At 72.5% G+C, this 18,250-nt stretch carries 17 protein-coding genes; 5 read left to right on the forward strand and 12 right to left on the reverse strand.

Annotated features, from left to right (window positions below):
* Positions 1 to 29: 29 nt before the first annotated feature.
* The 5 genes from AB0K03_RS04720 to AB0K03_RS04740 form a co-directional block, all read right to left on the reverse strand.
* Entirely contained in the window at positions 30 to 1,352 is a 1,323-nt protein-coding gene (locus AB0K03_RS04720; protein WP_364680454.1) for a PQQ-binding-like beta-propeller repeat protein, read from the reverse strand.
* 2 nt (positions 1,353 to 1,354) lie between these two features.
* Entirely contained in the window at positions 1,355 to 2,677 is a 1,323-nt protein-coding gene (locus AB0K03_RS04725) for a PQQ-binding-like beta-propeller repeat protein (RefSeq protein ID WP_364680456.1), read from the reverse strand.
* Positions 2,678 to 2,725: 48 nt separating this feature from the next.
* Entirely contained in the window at positions 2,726 to 4,651 is a 1,926-nt protein-coding gene (gene dxs, locus AB0K03_RS04730; RefSeq protein ID WP_364680458.1) for a 1-deoxy-D-xylulose-5-phosphate synthase, read from the reverse strand.
* Between the two features lie 152 nt (positions 4,652 to 4,803).
* The gene (locus tag AB0K03_RS04735) at positions 4,804 to 6,111 is read right to left on the reverse strand and encodes a TRAM domain-containing protein (protein WP_364680461.1); all 1,308 of its coding nucleotides are present in this window, start codon (positions 6,109 to 6,111) and stop codon (positions 4,804 to 4,806) included.
* Positions 6,108 to 8,192: an APC family permease gene (locus AB0K03_RS04740; RefSeq protein WP_364680464.1), complete on the reverse strand. Its 2,085-nt coding sequence runs from the start codon at positions 8,190 to 8,192 to the stop codon at positions 6,108 to 6,110. The genes AB0K03_RS04735 and AB0K03_RS04740 overlap by 4 nt, the downstream gene beginning before the upstream one ends.
* A 112-nt stretch (positions 8,193 to 8,304) precedes the next feature.
* On the opposite strand from AB0K03_RS04740, the gene AB0K03_RS04745 reads away from it, so the two are divergent.
* Positions 8,305 to 8,970 (forward strand): TrkA family potassium uptake protein, encoded by a 666-nt coding sequence (locus AB0K03_RS04745; RefSeq protein WP_364680465.1) that lies wholly within the window; start codon positions 8,305 to 8,307, stop codon positions 8,968 to 8,970.
* Between the two features lies 1 nt (position 8,971).
* Positions 8,972 to 9,646, forward strand: coding sequence for a TrkA family potassium uptake protein (locus tag AB0K03_RS04750; protein ID WP_364680468.1), 675 nt, complete (start codon positions 8,972 to 8,974; stop codon positions 9,644 to 9,646).
* A 40-nt stretch (positions 9,647 to 9,686) separates the two neighbouring features.
* Here the strand turns inward: AB0K03_RS04750 and AB0K03_RS04755 are convergent, their stop codons facing one another.
* From AB0K03_RS04755 to dut, 4 genes are all read right to left on the reverse strand, one after another.
* On the reverse strand, positions 9,687 to 10,475 hold the full coding sequence (locus AB0K03_RS04755) for a DUF3159 domain-containing protein (protein ID WP_364680469.1): 789 nt from the start codon (positions 10,473 to 10,475) through the stop codon (positions 9,687 to 9,689).
* Complete coding sequence (locus AB0K03_RS04760) at positions 10,472 to 10,849, reverse strand: OB-fold nucleic acid binding domain-containing protein (RefSeq protein WP_199511010.1); 378 nt, start codon at positions 10,847 to 10,849, stop codon at positions 10,472 to 10,474. Before AB0K03_RS04760 ends, AB0K03_RS04755 begins: the two co-directional genes overlap by 4 nt.
* A 157-nt stretch (positions 10,850 to 11,006) precedes the next feature.
* A complete protein-coding gene (locus tag AB0K03_RS04765) occupies positions 11,007 to 11,723 on the reverse strand; it encodes a DUF3710 domain-containing protein (protein ID WP_364680472.1) in 717 nt (238 codons plus the stop codon).
* Between the two features lie 72 nt (positions 11,724 to 11,795).
* Entirely contained in the window at positions 11,796 to 12,290 is a 495-nt protein-coding gene (gene dut / locus AB0K03_RS04770) for a dUTP diphosphatase (RefSeq protein WP_364680475.1), read from the reverse strand.
* Between the two features lie 125 nt (positions 12,291 to 12,415).
* Between dut and AB0K03_RS04775 the strand changes: the two genes are divergently transcribed.
* Positions 12,416 to 12,898: a DUF3093 domain-containing protein gene (locus AB0K03_RS04775; RefSeq protein WP_364680478.1), complete on the forward strand. Its 483-nt coding sequence runs from the start codon at positions 12,416 to 12,418 to the stop codon at positions 12,896 to 12,898.
* On the opposite strand, the gene AB0K03_RS04780 is transcribed toward AB0K03_RS04775, so the two are convergent.
* Together AB0K03_RS04780 and AB0K03_RS04785 are read right to left on the reverse strand one after the other, a co-directional pair.
* The gene (locus tag AB0K03_RS04780) at positions 12,895 to 13,644 is read right to left on the reverse strand and encodes a hypothetical protein (RefSeq protein ID WP_364680741.1); all 750 of its coding nucleotides are present in this window, start codon (positions 13,642 to 13,644) and stop codon (positions 12,895 to 12,897) included. The genes AB0K03_RS04775 and AB0K03_RS04780 overlap by 4 nt on opposite strands.
* A 213-nt stretch (positions 13,645 to 13,857) precedes the next feature.
* Complete coding sequence (locus AB0K03_RS04785; RefSeq protein ID WP_023561654.1) at positions 13,858 to 14,154, reverse strand: DUF4193 domain-containing protein; 297 nt, start codon at positions 14,152 to 14,154, stop codon at positions 13,858 to 13,860.
* A 429-nt stretch (positions 14,155 to 14,583) separates the two neighbouring features.
* Between AB0K03_RS04785 and AB0K03_RS04790 the strand changes: the two genes are divergently transcribed.
* Entirely contained in the window at positions 14,584 to 15,123 is a 540-nt protein-coding gene (locus AB0K03_RS04790) for a LytR C-terminal domain-containing protein (RefSeq protein ID WP_364680481.1), read from the forward strand.
* 85 nt (positions 15,124 to 15,208) lie between these two features.
* On the opposite strand, the gene AB0K03_RS04795 is transcribed toward AB0K03_RS04790, so the two are convergent.
* The gene (locus tag AB0K03_RS04795; RefSeq protein ID WP_364680483.1) at positions 15,209 to 16,027 is read right to left on the reverse strand and encodes an inositol monophosphatase family protein; all 819 of its coding nucleotides are present in this window, start codon (positions 16,025 to 16,027) and stop codon (positions 15,209 to 15,211) included.
* Positions 16,028 to 16,281: 254 nt separating this feature from the next.
* Here AB0K03_RS04795 and AB0K03_RS04800 point away from each other — a divergent pair, with 254 nt between their 5' ends.
* The gene (locus tag AB0K03_RS04800) at positions 16,282 to 17,856 is read left to right on the forward strand and encodes an RNA polymerase sigma factor (RefSeq protein ID WP_364680485.1); all 1,575 of its coding nucleotides are present in this window, start codon (positions 16,282 to 16,284) and stop codon (positions 17,854 to 17,856) included.
* Positions 17,857 to 18,250: the final 394 nt, after the last annotated feature.

Below are 18,250 nucleotides of genomic sequence, written 5' to 3' on the forward strand. Positions count from 1 at the left end.
ACGTCCGGCGGCGACCGTCGCGGTCGTCGTCAGGCGCGGTAGTGGAACACGTCCACCGCTTCGCCCACCCGGCACGCGACGAACTCGTCGTCGGCCTGGCACTGCCCGGTGGGTTGCCGGACGCGTCCGAGCGGCTGCACAGCCGTACGACCCGCGCGCAGCATGCCGACGCTGGTGCTGCCGTCCGTCTCGGTCCGGGTCAGCACGTACGCCTCGTCGTGGACCGCGACGTATCCGCGCCACCGGCCCAGGTCGGCCAGCACCCGCCCGGTGGCCCGGTCGACGGAGCGCATCGGGCTGGTCTGGCCGCGGACCACCAGCACCGACCCGGGGCCGAAGGCGAGCAGGTCGGTGTCCGGGTCGGCCCGCCACAGCAGCCGGCCCGTCCTCGGGTCCACCACGCTCACCTCGGTGCGGCTGCGTACGCACGGCAGCCCGGCACACGCGGCGGCGCTGCCCTGCGGGTCCGGCTGGTACTGCTGCCAGAGCGCGTCCAGCGTGTCCACGGCGTACGCGACAACCGGCCCGCCCTCCCCGAAGCCGCCGTAGTGCACGAGCAGGATGTCGCCGACGGCCTCGCCCCACACCGGGCCGTGACCGCCGACCCGCGGCACGACCCGCTCGCGCAGCACGGCGCCGTCCCGGGGCGACCGTACGCTCAGCCGGTCCGCGGAGAGCACGACTATCTTCCCGCCGATGAAGGCGGTGGAGATCGACCCGGGCACCGAGGCGGACCAGATGCGCCGGCCGGTGCGCAGGTCCACCCCGTCCAGCGAGGTGCTGCGGGCCGGCTCGGTGTGCAGCTCCTCGGTGGTGCTGCCGTACAGCCGGCCGGGGGCGCCGGTGTCGACGTCGTACTCGGTGCCGGGACGGAAGTCCTCCCGCAGCACCAGCCCGGTCCGGTCGTCGAGACGCTGCAGCGGCGTGTCCGAGCGCCACCGCACCGACCCGGTCCGGGCGTCCAGCACGGTCGTCGACCGGCGGACGTTGATCATCACCACGTCCGTTGTCGCCGCGGAGAGGAAGTACGGCTCCTCCTCGGTGCCCGCCGGGCCGGGCGTGCTCCAGAGCCGTCGCACCGGGTCCGCCGACCACGCGGTGACGACCGGCGGCTGCTGCTGGAAGTCGAGCGAGTAGAGCCGCCCGCCCATCAGTTGCAGATCCGTGCCGACCGGCGTCGGCACGCGGCCGGTGCGCTGCCAGAGCAGCGAGGAGGCGGGGGCCGCGCCGCCGAGGGCGAGGGTCAGCAGGACGGCCAGGGCGAGACCGAAGCGGCGGTAGACGTACGCCGGCGGTGCGGCGGGCGGGTCGGGCGGAGCCGGCGTCTCGGGGCTCAGCTCGATCAGCGCCACGCCTATCCCTTCCGCTGGTAGGCCCACACCGTGAGGTCACCCGACGTCGACCGGCAGACCAGCCGGGCGGGCACGGCCTGGCAGTCCCCGGTGCCCGGCGGGAGGTCGGCCAGGAGCTCCGGTTCCGCGCCGTCCGGGGCGGCGACCGCGACCATGGTACGGGCACCCGCGTTCACCGTTCGCGTCACGAGAAGATGATCGCCGCCGCCCGCACCGGCGACCGGGCGCCAGCCGTCCAGATCGGTGCGTACCTCGCCGGTGTCCGGGTCGATCAGGCCCACGGGATCGTTGTCGCCGTCCGGGCTGCCGTACGCGAGCACCAGGCCGCCGCGCTGCTCGACACTGCGCCACGCCGGGCGGTACCAGCGCAGCGTGCCGTCGGCGGGTTCGATCGCGCGGACGCCGTCCGGGCCGGCGAGGCAGGCCAGGGCGCCGCAGCCGGTCACGCCGAACGCGTACCCGGCCGGGCGGGTCCAGCGGCGCTGCAACGTCACCGGGTCGAACGCGGACACCATGCGGCCGCCCAGGGTGGGGTGCCGCAGCAGCAGGAGGCCGCCCGAGAGCACCGGGTTGTCCGGCCCGTAATCGGCGGCCGGCAACTGCACGCGGGCGAGCTCGGCGCCCGTGGCCAGGTCGTGCACCGCGGCGGTGCGGTCGTCGTGGACCAGCAGCATCCGCCACGGGTACTCGGCCGGTCCGGGCACGCCCGTCAGCACGGCGGTGGACGGCACCGGAACCGTCCACGAGCTGCGGCCGGTGGCCGGGTCGACGGCCTCGACCGAGCCCTGGACGCGCCGGCCGGGGCCGGAGAAGCTGCGGACGTTGGAGACGGCGAGCAGGGTGGAGGATCCGGCGACCGTGACGATGCTGCCGGAGCGCCGCCACCGGGAGGAGCCGTTGTCCAGCGAGATCGCCGTGGTGCCCGGGTCGATGCGGGGGTTGCCGGAGAAGGGGCGCAGCAGGACCAGCCCGTGCCCCGTCCGCAGCCGGAACGTGGGCATCGCCGAGCCGGCCTGCCACCGCAGGTGCCCGTCGCCCAGGTCGTACGACGCCAGCACCCCGAGGCTCTGCGCGAGCAGGGTGCCGTCGCCGGTGAGCGTGTACGGATCCGCCGGCCCCACCCGCATCGACAGAACCGGGGTCAGCGCGGGCGGCGGCGGGGCGGCCGAGGCGGTGGAGCCGAACAGCACCAGGACGGCGACCATGACGGGCGCGAACCAGTCCGGAACCGTGGACCGGGTGGGTGCGGCGTACTCGTCCGGCTCGCCGCGCGCGAGTCCCAGGTCGATGACTACCGTCGGACCCTGAACCGTCTCCGCCGCCATACCCTCAAAGGTAACGGCTTTATAACGAAAACGCGCGCCCGGCGGCGGCTACGACGCCGGCTGGCGCTCGCCCGAGGCCTCCTCGAGCTTCGACACCCATTCCGTCACGTCGCGCGCGACGTCCTGCGCCGTCAGCCCCAGTGAGGCCAGGATCTCGGCCCGGGTGCCGTGCGGGTGGAAGCCGGTCGGCACGCCGAAGCTGCGCAGCGGCACGTCGGCGCCGGCGTCGCGCAGGGTGGCGGCCACGGCCTCGCCCACGCCGCCGGCCCGTACGCCGTCCTCCAGCGTCACCACGAGGCGATGCCGGTCGGCCAGCCCGACGAGCTCGATCGGGACCGGGCGCACCCAGCGCGGGTCGACGACCGTGACGCCGTACCCCTGCTCGGCTAGCCGCTCGGCGACGTCCATGCCCAGCTTGGCGAACGCGCCGACCGCGACCAGCAGCACGTCCTTGCGCTCGCCCTCGTGCAGCACGTCCACCGGGCCGGCGCGGCGCACGGCCGGCAGGTCGGCGGCGACCGAACCGGTCGGGAACCGCACGATCGTCGGGCCGTCGTCCACGGCGACCGCCTCGCGCAGCTCCTCGCGCAGCGTGGCGGCATCGCGCGGGGCGGCGATGCGCAGCCCGGGAACGACGCCGAAGACGCTCATGTCCCAGATGCCGTAGTGGCTCGGGCCGTCGGGGCCGGTGACGCCCGCGCGGTCCAGGACGAACGTGACCGGCAGCTCGTGCATCGCCACGTCGAGCAGGACCTGGTCGAACGCGCGGTTCAGGAAGGTCGCGTACACGGCGACGACCGGGTGCAGGCCGCCCATCGCGAGGCCGGCCGCGGACGTGGCCGCGTGCTGCTCGGCGATGCCCACGTCGTACGCCCGGGCCGGGTACTTCTTCGCGAGCGCGGCGATGCCGGTGGGCTCCGCCATGGCGGCGGTGATGCCGACGACGTCCGGGCGCTCGTCGGCGATGGCGACCAGCTCCTCGGCGAACACGTGCGTCCACTTCACCGACGGCTTCGCGGTCAGCGCGCCGGTCTGCGGGTCGAAGGCACCCGGGCCGTGCAGGCAGTCGGCCTCGTCGTCCTCGGCGGGCCGGTAGCCGTAGCCCTTGCGGGTCACCGCGTGCACGATGACCGGCGCGTTGAAGCCCTTGGCGCGCCGCAGCGCGGACTCCATGGCCTGGTGGTCGTGGCCGTCGACCGGGCCGATGTACTTGATCCCCAGGTCCTCGAACATGGGCTGCGGGCTGACCGCGTCCTTGATGCCCTTCTTGACCGCGTGCAGCACCTCGTACGCCGGCTTGCCGACCACCGGCGTCGAGCCGAGCGCGTTCTTGACCAGGTCGAGCACGCGCTCGTAGCCCGGGTTGAGGCGCAGCGTGGAGAGGTGGTCGGCCAGGCCGCCGATCGTCGGTGCGTACGAGCGGCCGTTGTCGTTGACGACGATGACCAGCTTGTTCTTCGCCGCGGCGATGTTGTTGAGCGCCTCCCAGCACATGCCGCCGGTCAACGCGCCGTCGCCGACCACCGCCACCACGTGCCGGTCCTCGCCGCGCAGCGTGAACGCCTTGGCGAGCCCGTCGGCGTAGGAGAGCGCGGTGGAGGCGTGCGAGTTCTCGATGAGGTCGTGCTCGCTCTCGGCCCGGCTCGGGTACCCCGAGAGGCCGCCACGCTGGCGCAGCAGGTCGAAGCCGTCCTGCCGGCCGGTCACGATCTTGTGCACGTACGCCTGGTGCCCGGTGTCGAACAGGATCCGGTCCCGCGGCGAGTCGAAGACCCGGTGCAGCGCCAGGGTCGTCTCCACCACGCCCAGGTTGGGGCCGAGGTGCCCGCCGGTGCGCGAGACCTTGGCCACCAGGAAGTCACGGATCTCGGCGGCGAGCAGGGTGAGCTGCTCAGGGCTCAAACGCTTGAGGTCGCCCGGCGTGGCGATCGTGCCGAGGATGCCGGTCGTCGTCTGATCACTGCGCTCGCTCATGAGGAGTCAGTCTATCGGCGCGGAGCCCGTACGCATCCGGCGCGAACGGCTACTGCGACCTCCTCCACAAAACCTGCACATTCGCTGGATCGCGACCCGGGTCACAGCATGCGGCAGAGGAGTCATGACCATCGATGCACCACCCGCCACCCTCAGCGCTCCAGCAGCGCCACGCACTCCACGTGCTGCGTCATCGGGAAACAGTCGTACGCCCGCAGCGCCGCCACCCGGAACCCCAGCTCCGCGAACGTCTTGACGTCCCGCGCCAGGGCGGCCGGGTCGCAGGCCACGTACGCCACCGCCCGCGGACCGGCCGCCGCGACCGCCCGTACCACCTTGGCGCCGGCCCCCGTCCGGGGCGGATCGAGCACGACCACGTCGACCGGGCCCGCGACCCGCCGGCGGGCCAGGGCGACGTCCACCTTCGCGGCGACGACCTCCACCTGCCGCAGCTCCGCGAGGTTGCGGCGGGCCGCGGCGACGCCGATGGGGGACGACTCCACCACCGTCGTCCGGGCCCCGGTGCGCTCGGCGAGGGCGGCGGCGAACAGCCCCGCGCCGCCGTAGAGGTCCCACGAGACCTCGCCGGGCGCCGGGCGCAGCATCTCCAGGACGGCGGTGACCAGGGTGTCCGCGGCGGCCGGGTGAATCTGCCAGAAGCCCTCGGCCGGCACATGCCATTCCCGGCCGCCGGCCAGCTCGCGCACCTCGGCGGACCCGTCGAGCAGCGCCCGGTCGCCGCCGTGCACCTCGTCCAGCAGCCAGTCGCCCGTCGCCGGAGCAGCCTCGCCGGCGGACCGCGTGGCCACCACCGAGCCCGTCCGCCGGGCCAGCACGCTCACATCGCCGCCGGTGGACGCCACCGCCTCCACCGCGGCCACCTCGGGCCAGCGCCGTGCGGTCACGTCGAGCTCCTGCAGGCGCGGGTGCGCGATGCGGCACCGGTCGATCGGCACGACCTCATGGGAGCGGTGCTTGAGCAGGCCGGGCCGGTCGGCGGCGTCGACTGCGTACCGGATGCGCGAGCGCCACCCGAGCGGGCCGCCGGGCAGCGGCTCCACCCGTACCCCCAGGGCGTCGAGCTCGGTCGCGCTCAGGCCGCCCATGCGGCCGAGCAGCTCCCGCACGACCGCGGCCTTCCACTCCAGCTGCGCGGCCGGGGCGACATGCTGCAGGTCGCAGCCCCCGCAACCACCGGGCCGGGCGTACGGGCAGGGCGGCGTGACCCGGTCCGGCGACGCCTGCTGTACGGCCACCGCCTCCGCGCGCAGGTATCCGCGGTGCAGCTCGGTGATCTCGGCCGTGACCCGCTCGCCCGGCAACGCGTGCCGTACGAACACCACCCGGCCGTGCTCGTCGCCGATCCGGGCCACACAGTGCCCACCGTGCGCCGGCGCGCCGACGACGAGCTCGACACGGTCACCCTCGACCAGGTCCTCGATGCCGTACGGGGAGCTCACCGGGCCTCGTCCGCCCCGGTGGCGGCGGGCTCGGTGTGCGTCTCGGCCGCGGGGGCGCCACCCGGCGCGGCGGCCGACGAGTTCATGTCGGTCCGCCGGGTCCGCGGCCCCCGCGCGGGCGCCCGGCTCAGGTCCCGGTCCAGCCGCTCGAGGTCACGGTCCTGGCTGGAGCGCAGCTGCCACGGCACGCTCGTCACCATCACGCCCGGCTCGAACAGCAGCCGTCCCTTGATCCGCAACGCGCTCTGGTTGTGCAGCAGGTTCTCCCACCAGCGGCCGACGACGTACTCGGGGACGAAGACGGTGACCACGTCGCGCGGCGACCCGCGCCGCACGCTCTTGACGAAGTCGATGATCGGGCGGGTGATCTCCCGGTACGGCGAGTCCACGACGGTCAGCGGCACCGGGATCTGCCGCCGCTCCCACTCCGCCTGGATCTTGCGGGTGTCCTTGTCGTCCACGTTGACCGTCACGGCCGTCAGCGTGTCCGGACGGGTGGCCTGCGCGTACGCCACCGCCCGCAGGGTCGGCATGTGCACCTTGCTGACCAGCACGATCGCGTGGTTCCGGGACGGCAGCACCGGGCGTTCCTCGGTGGGCTGCAACTCCTCGGCGACCCGGACGTAGTGCTTGCGGATGGCGAGCATCAGCACGTAGATGACCATCATCCCGGCGATGGCGATCCACGCGCCGAGCAGGAACTTGGTGATCAGCACGACGATCAGCACCGCGCCGGTCATGGCCATGCCGAAGGTGTTGATCGCCCGCGAGCGGAACATCTGCCGGCGTTTCAGCGGATCGCGCTGGGTCCGCAACAGCCGGTTCCAGTGCCTGATCATGCCGGCCTGCGACAACGTGAACGACACGAAGACGCCGACGATGTAGAGCTGGATCAGCCGGGTGACCTCCGCGTCGAACGCCACGATGAGCACGATGGCGGCCACGGACAGGAAGATGATGCCGTTGCTGAAGGCGAGCCGGTCGCCTCGGGTGTGCAGCTGGCGCGGCAGGTACCGGTCCTGAGCCAGGATCGAGCCGAGCACCGGGAAGCCGTTGAAGGCGGTGTTCGCGGCCAGGAACAGGATCAGGGCGGTGACCGCGCCGACCAGGTAGAGCAGGATCGACCCGCTGCCGAAGACCGTTTCCGCCAGCTGCGTCGTCACCGTCTTCTGCACGTAGTCGGGCGGACCGGTGAGGATCTGGGAGACGTCCTCGACGTACTGCAGGTGGGTTGCCCTGGCCAGCATGATGATGCCCACGAGCATCATGATCGCGATGCCGCCGAGCATGAGCAGCGTGGTGGCGGCGTTCTTGCTCTTCGGCGGCTTGAACGCGGGAACTCCGTTGGAGATCGCCTCCACGCCGGTCAGTGCGGCACACCCGGACGAGAAGGTACGCAGCAGCAGGAACACGAACGCGAAGCTGGTCAGGTGATGCGCCTCGGCGTCGATGGCGAGATCGGCGCTGGGCGCCCGCAGATCCTGGCCGAGGACGAAGACCCGGATCAGGCCGGTGAGGATCATGCCGACGATGACGATGATGAACGCGTACGTCGGGATCGCGAACGCCGTGCCCGACTCCCGCAGCCCGCGCAGGTTCAGCGAGGCCAGCAGTGCCACCGCCGCAATAGCGATGCCGATCTTGTGTTCGGCGACGAACGGCACGACCGAGCCCAGGTTCGACACGCCGGCGCTGACCGACACCGCGACCGTGAGGATGTAGTCCACCAGCAGCGCGCTGGCCACCGCCACGCCGAAGCGCGGCCCGAGATTGACCGTGGCCACCTCGTAGTCGCCGCCACCGGACGGGTACGCGTGCACGTTCTGCCGGTAGCTGGCCACGACCGTGACCATCACCACCGCGACGGCCAGCGTGATCCACGGTGAGTAGACGAACGCGCCCGCGCCGGCGATCGACAGCGTCAGAAGGATCTCGTCGGGCGCGTACGCGACGCTCGAGAGCGCGTCCGACGCGAACACGGGCAGCGCGATGCGCTTGGGCAGCAGCGTGTGCTGCAGCCTGTCGGACCGGAAGGGCCGGCCGAGCAGCAGGCGCTTGGCTAGGGACGTCGAACTTGCCACAAGCGCCAAGCGTACGGCGGTATCCGCCACGCCGTCGGCCGCCCCGGCCAGCGCCGGTCGCGCGGGCATGGGACGCTCTGCACGTACGCAATCAGCGGGAAGGCTGGGAACCTTGCACGTGGTGATCATGGGCTGCGGCCGGCTCGGCTCGACGCTGGCCCACAAACTCGACGCCCGCGGCCACTCGGTCGCGATCATCGACCAGAATTCCGACGCCTTCCGCAGGCTGGGGGCGGAGTTCGGCGGCATCACGGTGACCGGCATCGGCTTCGACCGCGACGTGCTGCGCCAGGCCGGCATCGAGCGCGCGGACGCCTTCGCGGCGGTCTCCAGCGGCGACAACTCCAACATCATCTCGGCCCGGCTGGCCCGCGAGACGTACGGCGTCTCCCGCGTGGTGGCCCGCATCTACGACGCGCGGCGCGCGCTGGTCTACGAGCGGCTCGGCATCCCGACCGTGGCGACGATCCGCTGGGCCGCCGACCGGATGGTGCGCCACCTCGTGCCCGAGGGCACCGTCGAGGTGTTCCGCGACCCGACGAGCGCCGTCTCCATCGTCGAGGCGCCACTGCACCGCGACTGGGTGGGCCGCACGGTCAAGGCGCTGGAGGACGTCACCGGCGCCCGGGTGGCGTACCTGATGCGGTTCGGCATCGGCTCGCTGGCCACGCCCTCGACCGTCATCCAGGACGGCGACCAGGTGTTCGTGCTGGTCACCGACGACATCGTCGACGACGTGCTCGCGGCCGCCGCGAGCGCCGGGGTGGGGGGTCACTGAGATGCGGATCGCCATCGCGGGCGCCGGCAACGTCGGCCGGTCGATCGCCCAGGAGCTGATCGGCAACGGTCACCAGGTGATGCTGATCGAGCGGCAGCCCCGCCAGCTGCGCCCCGAACGGGTGCCCGAGGCCGAGTGGGTGCTCGCGGACGCGTGCGAGGTCAGCAGCCTCGAGGAGGCCGACGTGGCCGGCTGCGACGTGGTCATCGCCGCCACCGGCGACGACAAGGCCAACCTGGTCGTGTCGCTGCTCGCCAAGACCGAGTTCGCCGTGAACCGGGTCGTGGCCCGGGTCAACCGCGCCGAGAACGAGTGGCTCTTCACCGAGCAGTGGGGTGTGGACGTCGCGGTGAGCAAGCCGCGGCTGATGGCGGCGCTGGTCGAGGAGGCCGTGACGGTCGGCGACCTGGTCCGGATCATGACGTTCCGCCAGGGCGAGGCCAATCTCGTGGAGATCACCCTGCCGGCCGACGCGCCGTACGTGGGCCAGCCGGTCCGCTCGGTGCCGATGCCCCGGGACTCGGCGCTGGTGGCGGTGCTGCGCGGCAAGCGCGTGCTGGTGCCCACCCCGGACGACCCGCTGGAGGCGGGCGACGAGCTGATCTTCGTGTGTACGACCGAGGTGGAGGACGCCGTCCGCGCGGTCGTCCTCGGCAAGACCGGCGACCTCGGTTAGGGCCTGTCCTGGGCGCGGCTCAAGCCGCCGGCCGGGGCCGTCAGGCGGCTTCGGCCGCCGTCTCCTGCTCGGCCGCCTGGGCCGAGGTCACCCGGTGCACGGCCCAGGCGGTGAAGGCGAACGTCGCGGCGTAGATGGGCCAGCTGATCAGCACGCGCACGATGCCGATCGCGTTGGCCTGGTCGGCGAGGTAGAGCCAGCCCTGCACGCCGGCGCGGACGAACAGCGACGCGGCCCAGACCAGGGTCAGCCACTGGAACGTACGGAACAGCCGCGGGTTGTCGAACCAGTCGTGCTTGCCGCCGTTGGCCAGCACGCCCCACACGTACCCGATGATCGGCCGGCGGACCGCGACCGAGGCGATCAGCAGCACCACCTGGCCCAGCGTGAGCAGGATGCCCGGCAGGTAGAAGTTCTTCGCGTCGCCGGTGCGCCACGCCAGGAATGCGCCCACCGCGATGCCGAAGATGCCGTTGACCGCGTGCCTGATCGGCTCCTTGCGGCTCAGCCGGTAGGCCCCGATGGCCAGCGCGGAGCCGACGCTGCCGCCGATCGCCCAGTACAGGGCGGTCTTCTTCGGCAGATCGAGCCCGGCGTCACCGAGCACCACGTTGAGCACCACGAAGGCCAGCACCGGGACGCTCGACTCGATGAGCCCGCGCACCCCGCCCAGCTGTTCGGAGATCTGCTCGCTCATCGAGGGCAGGGGCTCGTCCGCGTCCTCCGGCTCCGGCACCGGGTGCAGATCGAGTTCCTCGACAACCTCCTCGGCGACCCGCTCCTCGACCGTTTCGTGCGCGGCGTGACGGGGCTCGCTGCCGGGTGTCACCGGGGCGCCTCCAGCTCGTAGTACGGGTTGTAGATGACCTTGCGGTCGTCCCGGATCGCGATCCGGCCGCGCGCGGTGAGCTGCCGTCCCGGCTCGATGCCCACGATCGAGCGCCGGCCCAGGAAGACGAGCGTGACCACGTCACTGCCGTCCCAGAGGTCCGCCTCGAGCGTCGGCAGGTTGGTGCGGGGAGTGTACGCCACCGTGCGCAGCCGCCCCGACACGGAGACGACCTGGCCCCGGCGGCACTGCCCGGCCGGCATCGCTCCGCACTTGGCGCTGTCGCGTTGCAGCTCCTCGGCGTCCAGCTCCTCCTCGGAGGCGGTCAGCCGTTCGAAGAACCGGCGCAGGCCGGTGCGTTGATCGGTCGTCATGACCCTCTGCCACCTCTGTCGGCCAGCAACGGGGAACCCGTCGGCGGGGGTACCGGCGGACGGCCCCAGTGTGGGCAGGGACCGCAACTCCACGGTACGCCGGAAGCGCCCCGGTGACCTAGGTCACCGGGGACGGAGTCGATCGCCGAGCGCCCGGTCAGCGCGCGTGGCGCCCGTTCGTGCCGGGCATCTGCTGGTTGCGCGCCACGTCCGGCGGCGTCGGGTCCTCGTGCTCGTGGACGTGCTCCTCGGCGGCCTGCGCCATCTCCCGCGGCAGCCGCAGCGGCAGAGCCTCACGCACCGGGCGCGCCTCGTTGTCCCGGACGACGACCAGGCCGCGCAGGCACTCGCCGAGCACGCCCTCCTGGCTCGGGTCCGCGGCTGCCAGCCCCTGGAACAGCGCCCGGACCATCCAGCGCGGCCCGTCGACGCCCACGAAGCGGACGTCCGCCGGGCCCTCGGGCGTGTTGACCCGCGCGGCCAGCTCGACGCCGTACGGCCCCTCCAGCTCGAGCGGCGCGGCGCCGTCGGCCTTCATCGCCGCGGCGATCTCCTCGCGGACCTCGTCCCAGATCCCCTCCGTACGCGGCGCCGCGAACGCGCCCACCTGCAGCGCGCTGTTGCCGTGCACGAGCACGACCTGCTCGACCCCGCCGTCCGGGTTGGCCTGCACCCGCACCTCGACCCCCTCGACCGCGGGGATCAGCAGGCTGCCGAGGTCGAGACGCTGGACCCCCTCGGGCGCCTGCGCGCCGTCCCAGGGGCCGAACTCGGGCGCCGGCGGCAGGTCACCCATGCTCTGGGCGAGGGCCGCCGTCTGGGGCGCGTCGTCCGGGCGTACGTGCCGCGGGCCTCCGCGCTTGCGGGAGAACATCTGCTTGCCACCTTCCCGATCTTCAAGCTTCTGCTGCGCCGGGCCGTCGCCGGGCCCGGCCTGCGGGATCCGTCAGCGGGCTCCGGGCACGGCCGGGGCCTCGGCGGATCCCTTCCCCTGCTCCGGCAGCGCCTCGTGGCCGCCGGTGGAGCCGTGGCCGCCCGCGCCGCGCACCGTGCCGGGGAGCTCCTCGACGACGCGGAACACGGCCCGCTCGACCCGCTGGACGACCAGCTGGGCGATGCGGTCACCCCGGGAGATCTTGACGGTGTTCTCCCGGTCGTGGTTGATCAGATTCACCAGGATCTCGCCGCGGTAACCGGCGTCGACCGTACCGGGCGCGTTGAGGACCGTCACGCCCAGGCGGGCGGCCAGCCCTGAGCGCGGGTGCACCAGCCCGACGCAGCCCTCGGGGAGCGCGATCGCGACCCCGGTCGGCACGAGCTTCCACTCCCCCGGGGCCAGTTCCACGCTCTCGGCCGCGTACAGGTCGGCGCCGGCGTCACCGGGGTGCGCGTACGCCGGCAGCGGCAGGCCGGGGTCGAGGAGTCGGACCTGGATGTCCACGGCGGAAGTCCTCACGTCGAGCGGATCGGGGCGGCGTGGTGCTGCCGGTCGCCGCAGCGGCCGGGCGCACCCACCCTGCCATCCTGCCGTCGGCGCGGACGGAGGCGCGCCGTACCCTCACCAGCGTGACACCCGAGCCCTCCGCGCGCACGGTCACGCCCACGGCGTACGCCGAACGGCTGCACGCCCCGTGGTGGATGTGGCCGGCCGCGCTCGGTGTCGCTTCCCTGCTGGCGGCCGAGATCTGGATGGGCAGCGACGGCGTGCGGGCCTGGCTGCCGTTCGTCGTGCTGCTCTCGCTCTCCGCCCTGCTGCCGTGGTGGCTGGGGCGCATCAAGGTGGCGGTGACGGCGACGGAGTTCCAGGTGGACGACGCGCGGCTGCCGCTGGCGGTCATCGCCGACGTGGTCGCCCTGGACGCGGACGGCAAGCGCGAGGTGCTGGGCGTCGGCTCGCACCCGCTGGCGTTCGTGGTGCAGCGCCCCTGGATCAAGGGAGCGGTGCAGGTGGTGCTCGACGATCCGGCCGACCCCACGCCGTTCTGGGTGGTCAGCACGCGCGACCCCGTACGCCTGGCCACCGCGCTGCTGGCGGCCCGCGGCAGTTAGCGGCGGCGGAGGTCCTTCATGAGCTTCTCGCCGAGACTCTGGGTGGCCCGGCGGTTCAGATAGCCCGCCACGGCCGCGCCGGTGAGCATCGGTCCCATCGTGGTCAGGTTGCGCCCGAAGCGGCGCAGCAGCGATGCCTGGAGTTCCTTGCGGGCCGCCGTGCCCAGCACGGTCGCGACCCCGACGCCCGGCACGAGCGGGTTCACCCCGCGCCCGCCGGACCAGGACTGGATCAGCGCGGCCGCCTTCTGCCCGGCGGTGCCGTCGAGCGGCCGGCCGTACACCTCGTGCAGCTCGCCGATCAGCTTCAGCTCGATGGCGACCACGGCGACCGTCTCGGCGGCGAGCAGGACGGGCGCCGAGAGCAGTGTGGGCGTCACGACCCATTCCAGCGAGGCCACACCGCCGCCGGCCGCACCCACCCCGGCCGTTGCCCGGGCAGCGTTGCGGACGAGGCGTTCGGCGAGGTCGTCGCCGTCGAGGCCGTCGAAGTGGCGGAGCAGGGTGGCACGGTCGCGGATCGGCACGTGCGGCGCCACATCGGCCACGACGTCGGCCATCCAGCGGATCGCCGCCTTCGGCCGGAACATCTGCCCCAGCCCGCGGCGGCGGACGTCGCCGACCAGCCGGCCGAGCAGGCGCCGGCGCTTCTCCGGCTCCAGATCGTCGGCGGTCAGCGCTGCCACCGTGGCGCCGATGTCGGCATCTGCCGCCTCCTGCGGCGTCGATGCCGGGTCGACCTTCATGAGCTCACGCCCCGGCTCTGCGGTCGGTGCCGAGTTCTCTTCTGGGCGGCTCATGGTGGTCGACCTCCCCGTTCGTCTGCCGTCAGTGACCCTTTACCCCGCCGGACCGGCGGGCACACGGGTCACACGCCGCGCGTAAGCCACATCGGCATCCGTTCGGCGCCCGGCCGTCGGCGACGACCGGGTGGGTGTCTCCTGCGACGGGTGCGCGGGTCAGGCGCACTCGCGGCAGATCAGTTCCCCGTTGCGCTCGACCGCCAGCTGGCTGCGGTGATGCACGAGGAAACAACGGGCGCAGCGGAACTCGTCGGTCTGCATCGGCAGGACCTTGACGGTCAGTTCCTCGTCGGCCAGGTCGGCGCCGGGGAGCTCGAAGCTCTCCGCCACCTCGACCTCGTCGACGTCCACTGCGCCCGACTGGGAGTCGGCGCGGCGGGCCTTGAGTTCCTCGAGGCTGTCCTCGCCGAGGTCGACCTCGTCGCGACGCGGAGCGTCGTAGTCGGTGGCCATCGGTGTTCACTCTCCTGTATCGATGTGTCACTTGGCGTAAGTAACGCCGGCGACGACGTATCGGTTCCCGTTCTGACGGACTTTTCTCCCTGACCTGAACCGCAGGGAAACGACCATCCGCCGAGGTGCCCCCACCCTCTCGTGAAACTGCCCCGGCAAACGCGGCACCTTACCGCCCTCGTGGGACGCTTGTACGTCCGTGGGCGGCCAATTGTTCCCGATGTGACTGAGGCGACATCAAGGTAGGGGCCCAGCAGCGTCGATCATCGTCGCCGCGCCGGAGACATTCCCTCTTTCCGCGCGCGTGGCGCAGATCTTTCCGCGCGCGTGGCGGGCAGACGCCGCGGGCGTGGCGAGCAGACGCTAACCTCACCGCAGACCGTGGCGTCATCGAGGACGACGCACACCCGAGGCGGGAGTACTGCACCCATGAGCTTTGCGCGCGTCCGAGCGCTCGTCGTGGTCGGCGTCCTCGCCGTCGCGGCGGTGGTCTTCGTCGTCGTGGCGCTGGTCCGCGACACCCAGGGTGACGCCGTGGCCGGCGGCGGATGCCCCGAGGGCTCGGTGATGGCGAACGTGAAGCTGCCGGACGACCCGCAGGAGGTCACGGTCAGGATCTTCAACGGCACCGACCAGGCCGGCCTCGCCGACCGGGTCACCAACGACTTCAAGAACCGGCGCTTCCAGACCCAGAAGCCGGCCGAGAACAACAAGAAGTTCGACGGCGTCGCCATCCTGCGGTACGGCCCCGACGCGGTCGGCTCGGCGTGGCTGCTGCGGGCGTACTTCCTCAACCAGGCCGACCCGCAGTACAGCGCCAAGCGCAAGGGCGCGGTCGTGGACATCGTCATCGGCGCCCGGTTCCAGCAGCTCGCGACCACGACAGAGGTCAACCAGTCGCTTGTCGAGCTGAGCGAGCCGCAGGTCCCGCCGGGCGCGTGCCCCGCTCCGGTCAAGAAGGACTCCTGACCCCGCCACGCCGGCCCTCAGACGCCCTCTGAGGGCCGCGACCCGACCTGCCGCGGTACGGGGGCACCCCGCCGGCCCCGGGCCGTCAGGGGCCGCCTGCGGCGTCCAGCTCCACCAGCACGTCGTGCAGCGCCGGGAAGATCGCCGGCGGGGCGGCCACGAGCATGTCCTTGCCGGCCGGACGTCCGTCGAGTCCGGACACCCGCAGCCCCGCCTCGGTCGCGACCAGCCCGCCCGCGGCGTGGTCCCACGGGTTGAGTCCCTTCTCGAAGTACGCGTCGAGGCTGCCCTCCGCCGCCATGCAGAGATCCAGCGACGCCGCGCCAAACCGCCGGATGTCACGCACTCGGGTGATCAACTGGGCCACCACCGCGCCCTGATGCGCCCGGCGCGCCGGGTCGTACCCGAACCCGGTCCCCACCAGTGCCTGGTCGAGGGTCGTACGCGCCGAGCCGTGCAACCGTCGTCCCGCGCGCCAGGCGCCGCCGCCCGCGGTCGCCGTCCACTCGTCCCCGGTGGCGGCGTTGTGCACCACGCCGGCGACCACTGTGCCCTCGACCTCCGCGGCGAGGGACACGGCGTACTGCGGGAGGCCGTACAGGTAGTTCACCGTGCCGTCGATCGGGTCGAGGATCCAGCGGACCGCACCGGTGGACGCGGTGCTGTCGCCGTACTCCTCGCCCAGCACGCCGTCGCCCGGCCGCTCGCGCCGCAGCGCCTCCACGACCTGGCGCTCCACGGCCTTGTCCGCCGCCGTCACGACGTCCGTGTCGGTGCTCTTGGTCTGCACGTCGGTGATGGCCTCGGCGCGCATGCGCCGGGCCGTGCCGGCCGCCTCCCGTGCGATCCGTACGGCCACCGCGAGCAGGTCCTCCGGCGTCGATGATCCGGGGTTCTCAGCCACTCCACACCGCCCTTTCAGCGGCTACCATTCTCCCGCCCCGCGCCCACAACGAGGTCGGCGACCCCCCGCGGCGTGCTGCGGCGGGAGGATCTCGCTGGACGGCGCTACAATTCACCCCTGCCCACGCTTCACGGACACCCGCTCGACAGGCCCGTCCGCGACCCGGGGGCTCCCACACCCACCGGCCAGCCTCGTTTCGCCGCGTGCTGCGCTGGGCCCATGGCCGTGCTCCATCGCCCTCCGGAAGGTCATTCGTGACAGAAGCCCACCAGACCGGTGCCGACGTTCGCTCTCTCACCGAGGCCCTGATCGCCCACGCGCAGGGTGCGGGTGGGCAGATCACGTCGGCCGAGGTCGTGCAGACGGTCGAGTCCGCCGAGGTGACACCGGCCCAGGCCAAGAAGATCCTCCGCGCCCTCGTGGACGCGGGCGTGACGGTTGTCGTCGACGGCTCGGCCAGCACCCGCCGCCGGGTCGCCGCCGCCCGCTCCGCGACACCCGCCTCCAAGGCGACCACCGCCAAGGCGACCCGTGCGCCGGCCGCCAAGAAGGCCGCACCCGCGCCGAAGCAGGTCTCCGACGGCGACGCCGCGGCCGCCGCCGAGGCCCCTGCCAAGAAGGCGGCCGCCAAGAAGGCCGCTCCGGCGAAGAAGGCCGCCGCCGGACCGACGAAGGCCACCAAGGCCACGAAGGCCGCCGCTCCCGGCGAGGGCGAGCCCGAGGGTGCCGAGGACATCGATCCCGAGGAGCTCGCCGCCGACATCGAGGACGTCGTCGTGGAGGAGCCGGCCGCCCTGGTCCAGGCCGCCGCGACCGACGCCGCCAGCTCGGCCACCGACGGCGACTTCGAGTGGGACGACGAGGAGTCCGAGGCGCTCAAGCAGGCCCGGCGCGACGCCGAGCTGACCGCCTCCGCCGACTCCGTGCGGGCCTACCTCAAGCAGATCGGCAAGGTCCCCCTGCTGAACGCGGAGCAGGAGGTCGAGCTCGCCAAGCGCATCGAGGCGGGCCTGTACGCGGCCGAGCGCCTGCGCGCCTGCGAGGAGGGCGAGGAGAAGCTCGACCGCAACTTCGAGCGCGACCTGCGCTGGATCGGCCGCGACGGCGAACGCGCCAAGAACCACCTCCTCGAGGCCAACCTGCGCCTCGTGGTCTCGCTGGCCAAGCGCTACACCGGCCGCGGCATGGCGTTCCTGGACCTCATCCAGGAAGGCAACCTGGGCCTGATCCGCGCGGTCGAGAAGTTCGACTACACCAAGGGCTACAAGTTCTCCACGTACGCCACCTGGTGGATCCGCCAGGCCATCACCCGCGCCATGGCCGACCAGGCCCGCACCATCCGCATCCCGGTGCACATGGTCGAGGTCATCAACAAGCTCGGCCGCATCCAGCGCGAGCTGCTCCAGGACCTGGGCCGCGAGCCCACCCCGGAGGAGCTGGCCAAGGAGATGGACATCACCCCGGAGAAGGTGCTGGAGATCCAGCAGTACGCCCGGGAGCCCATCTCGCTCGACCAGACCATCGGCGACGAGGGCGACAGCCAGCTCGGTGACTTCATCGAGGACTCCGAGGCGGTCGTCGCGGTCGACGCGGTCTCGTTCTCGCTGCTGCAGGACCAGCTCCAGCAGGTGCTGCAGACCCTCTCCGAGCGTGAGGCGGGCGTCGTACGGCTGCGCTTCGGCCTGACCGACGGCCAGCCCCGCACGCTCGACGAGATCGGCCAGGTCTACGGCGTGACGCGCGAGCGCATCCGCCAGATCGAGTCGAAGACGATGTCGAAGCTGCGGCACCCGTCGCGGTCCCAGGTCCTCCGCGACTACCTGGACTGAGCATTCCCGCGATCTGTGAAGTCATCCCGCCGGCGGCCACCACGGCCCCGGCGGGATCGATTTTCGCGCCCGGCGAACCCGCTCCCGGGCCCGGCCGGCGTCCAAGATCAGCATTTGGGGTACAGGCACGGACAGCTTGATCAGTACGCGACGATCGGCCCTTCCGTCAACATCCGGTGCCCTTTTGGTCACTACCCGTACATCATCGGGTGGTCATCAGACCGTTGTGCAGAAGTGATCGTTGACGTGGCACCCTTGGGGCACGGCACACTAGCCGGACCACGTGTGACTTGGGTCCCCCCGGGGCACTGTGGGAAGGCTGCAACGGCCAAGGGTGTTGCACGATGGGTGAGCAGTAGCCGAGGAACATGTTCATCGGTGACGACCAGAGGAG

This window comes from Actinoplanes sp. NPDC049316 (genome assembly GCF_040677315.1).
Lineage (GTDB): Bacteria > Actinomycetota > Actinomycetes > Mycobacteriales > Micromonosporaceae > Actinoplanes.

Coding starts and splice junctions, on each gene's coding strand:
- AB0K03_RS04760 (WP_199511010.1), bottom strand. CDS start 10,849: ATGACGACCGATCAACGCACCGGCCTGCGCCGGTTCTTCGAACGGCTG.
- AB0K03_RS04790 (WP_364680481.1), top strand. CDS start 14,584: ATGAGCTTTGCGCGCGTCCGAGCGCTCGTCGTGGTCGGCGTCCTCGCC.
- AB0K03_RS04750 (WP_364680468.1), top strand. CDS start 8,972: ATGCGGATCGCCATCGCGGGCGCCGGCAACGTCGGCCGGTCGATCGCC.
- AB0K03_RS04765 (WP_364680472.1), bottom strand. CDS start 11,723: ATGTTCTCCCGCAAGCGCGGAGGCCCGCGGCACGTACGCCCGGACGAC.
- AB0K03_RS04725 (WP_364680456.1), bottom strand. CDS start 2,677: ATGGCGGCGGAGACGGTTCAGGGTCCGACGGTAGTCATCGACCTGGGA.
- AB0K03_RS04785 (WP_023561654.1), bottom strand. CDS start 14,154: ATGGCCACCGACTACGACGCTCCGCGTCGCGACGAGGTCGACCTCGGC.
- AB0K03_RS04780 (WP_364680741.1), bottom strand. CDS start 13,644: ATGAAGGTCGACCCGGCATCGACGCCGCAGGAGGCGGCAGATGCCGAC.
- dxs (WP_364680458.1), bottom strand. CDS start 4,651: ATGAGCGAGCGCAGTGATCAGACGACGACCGGCATCCTCGGCACGATC.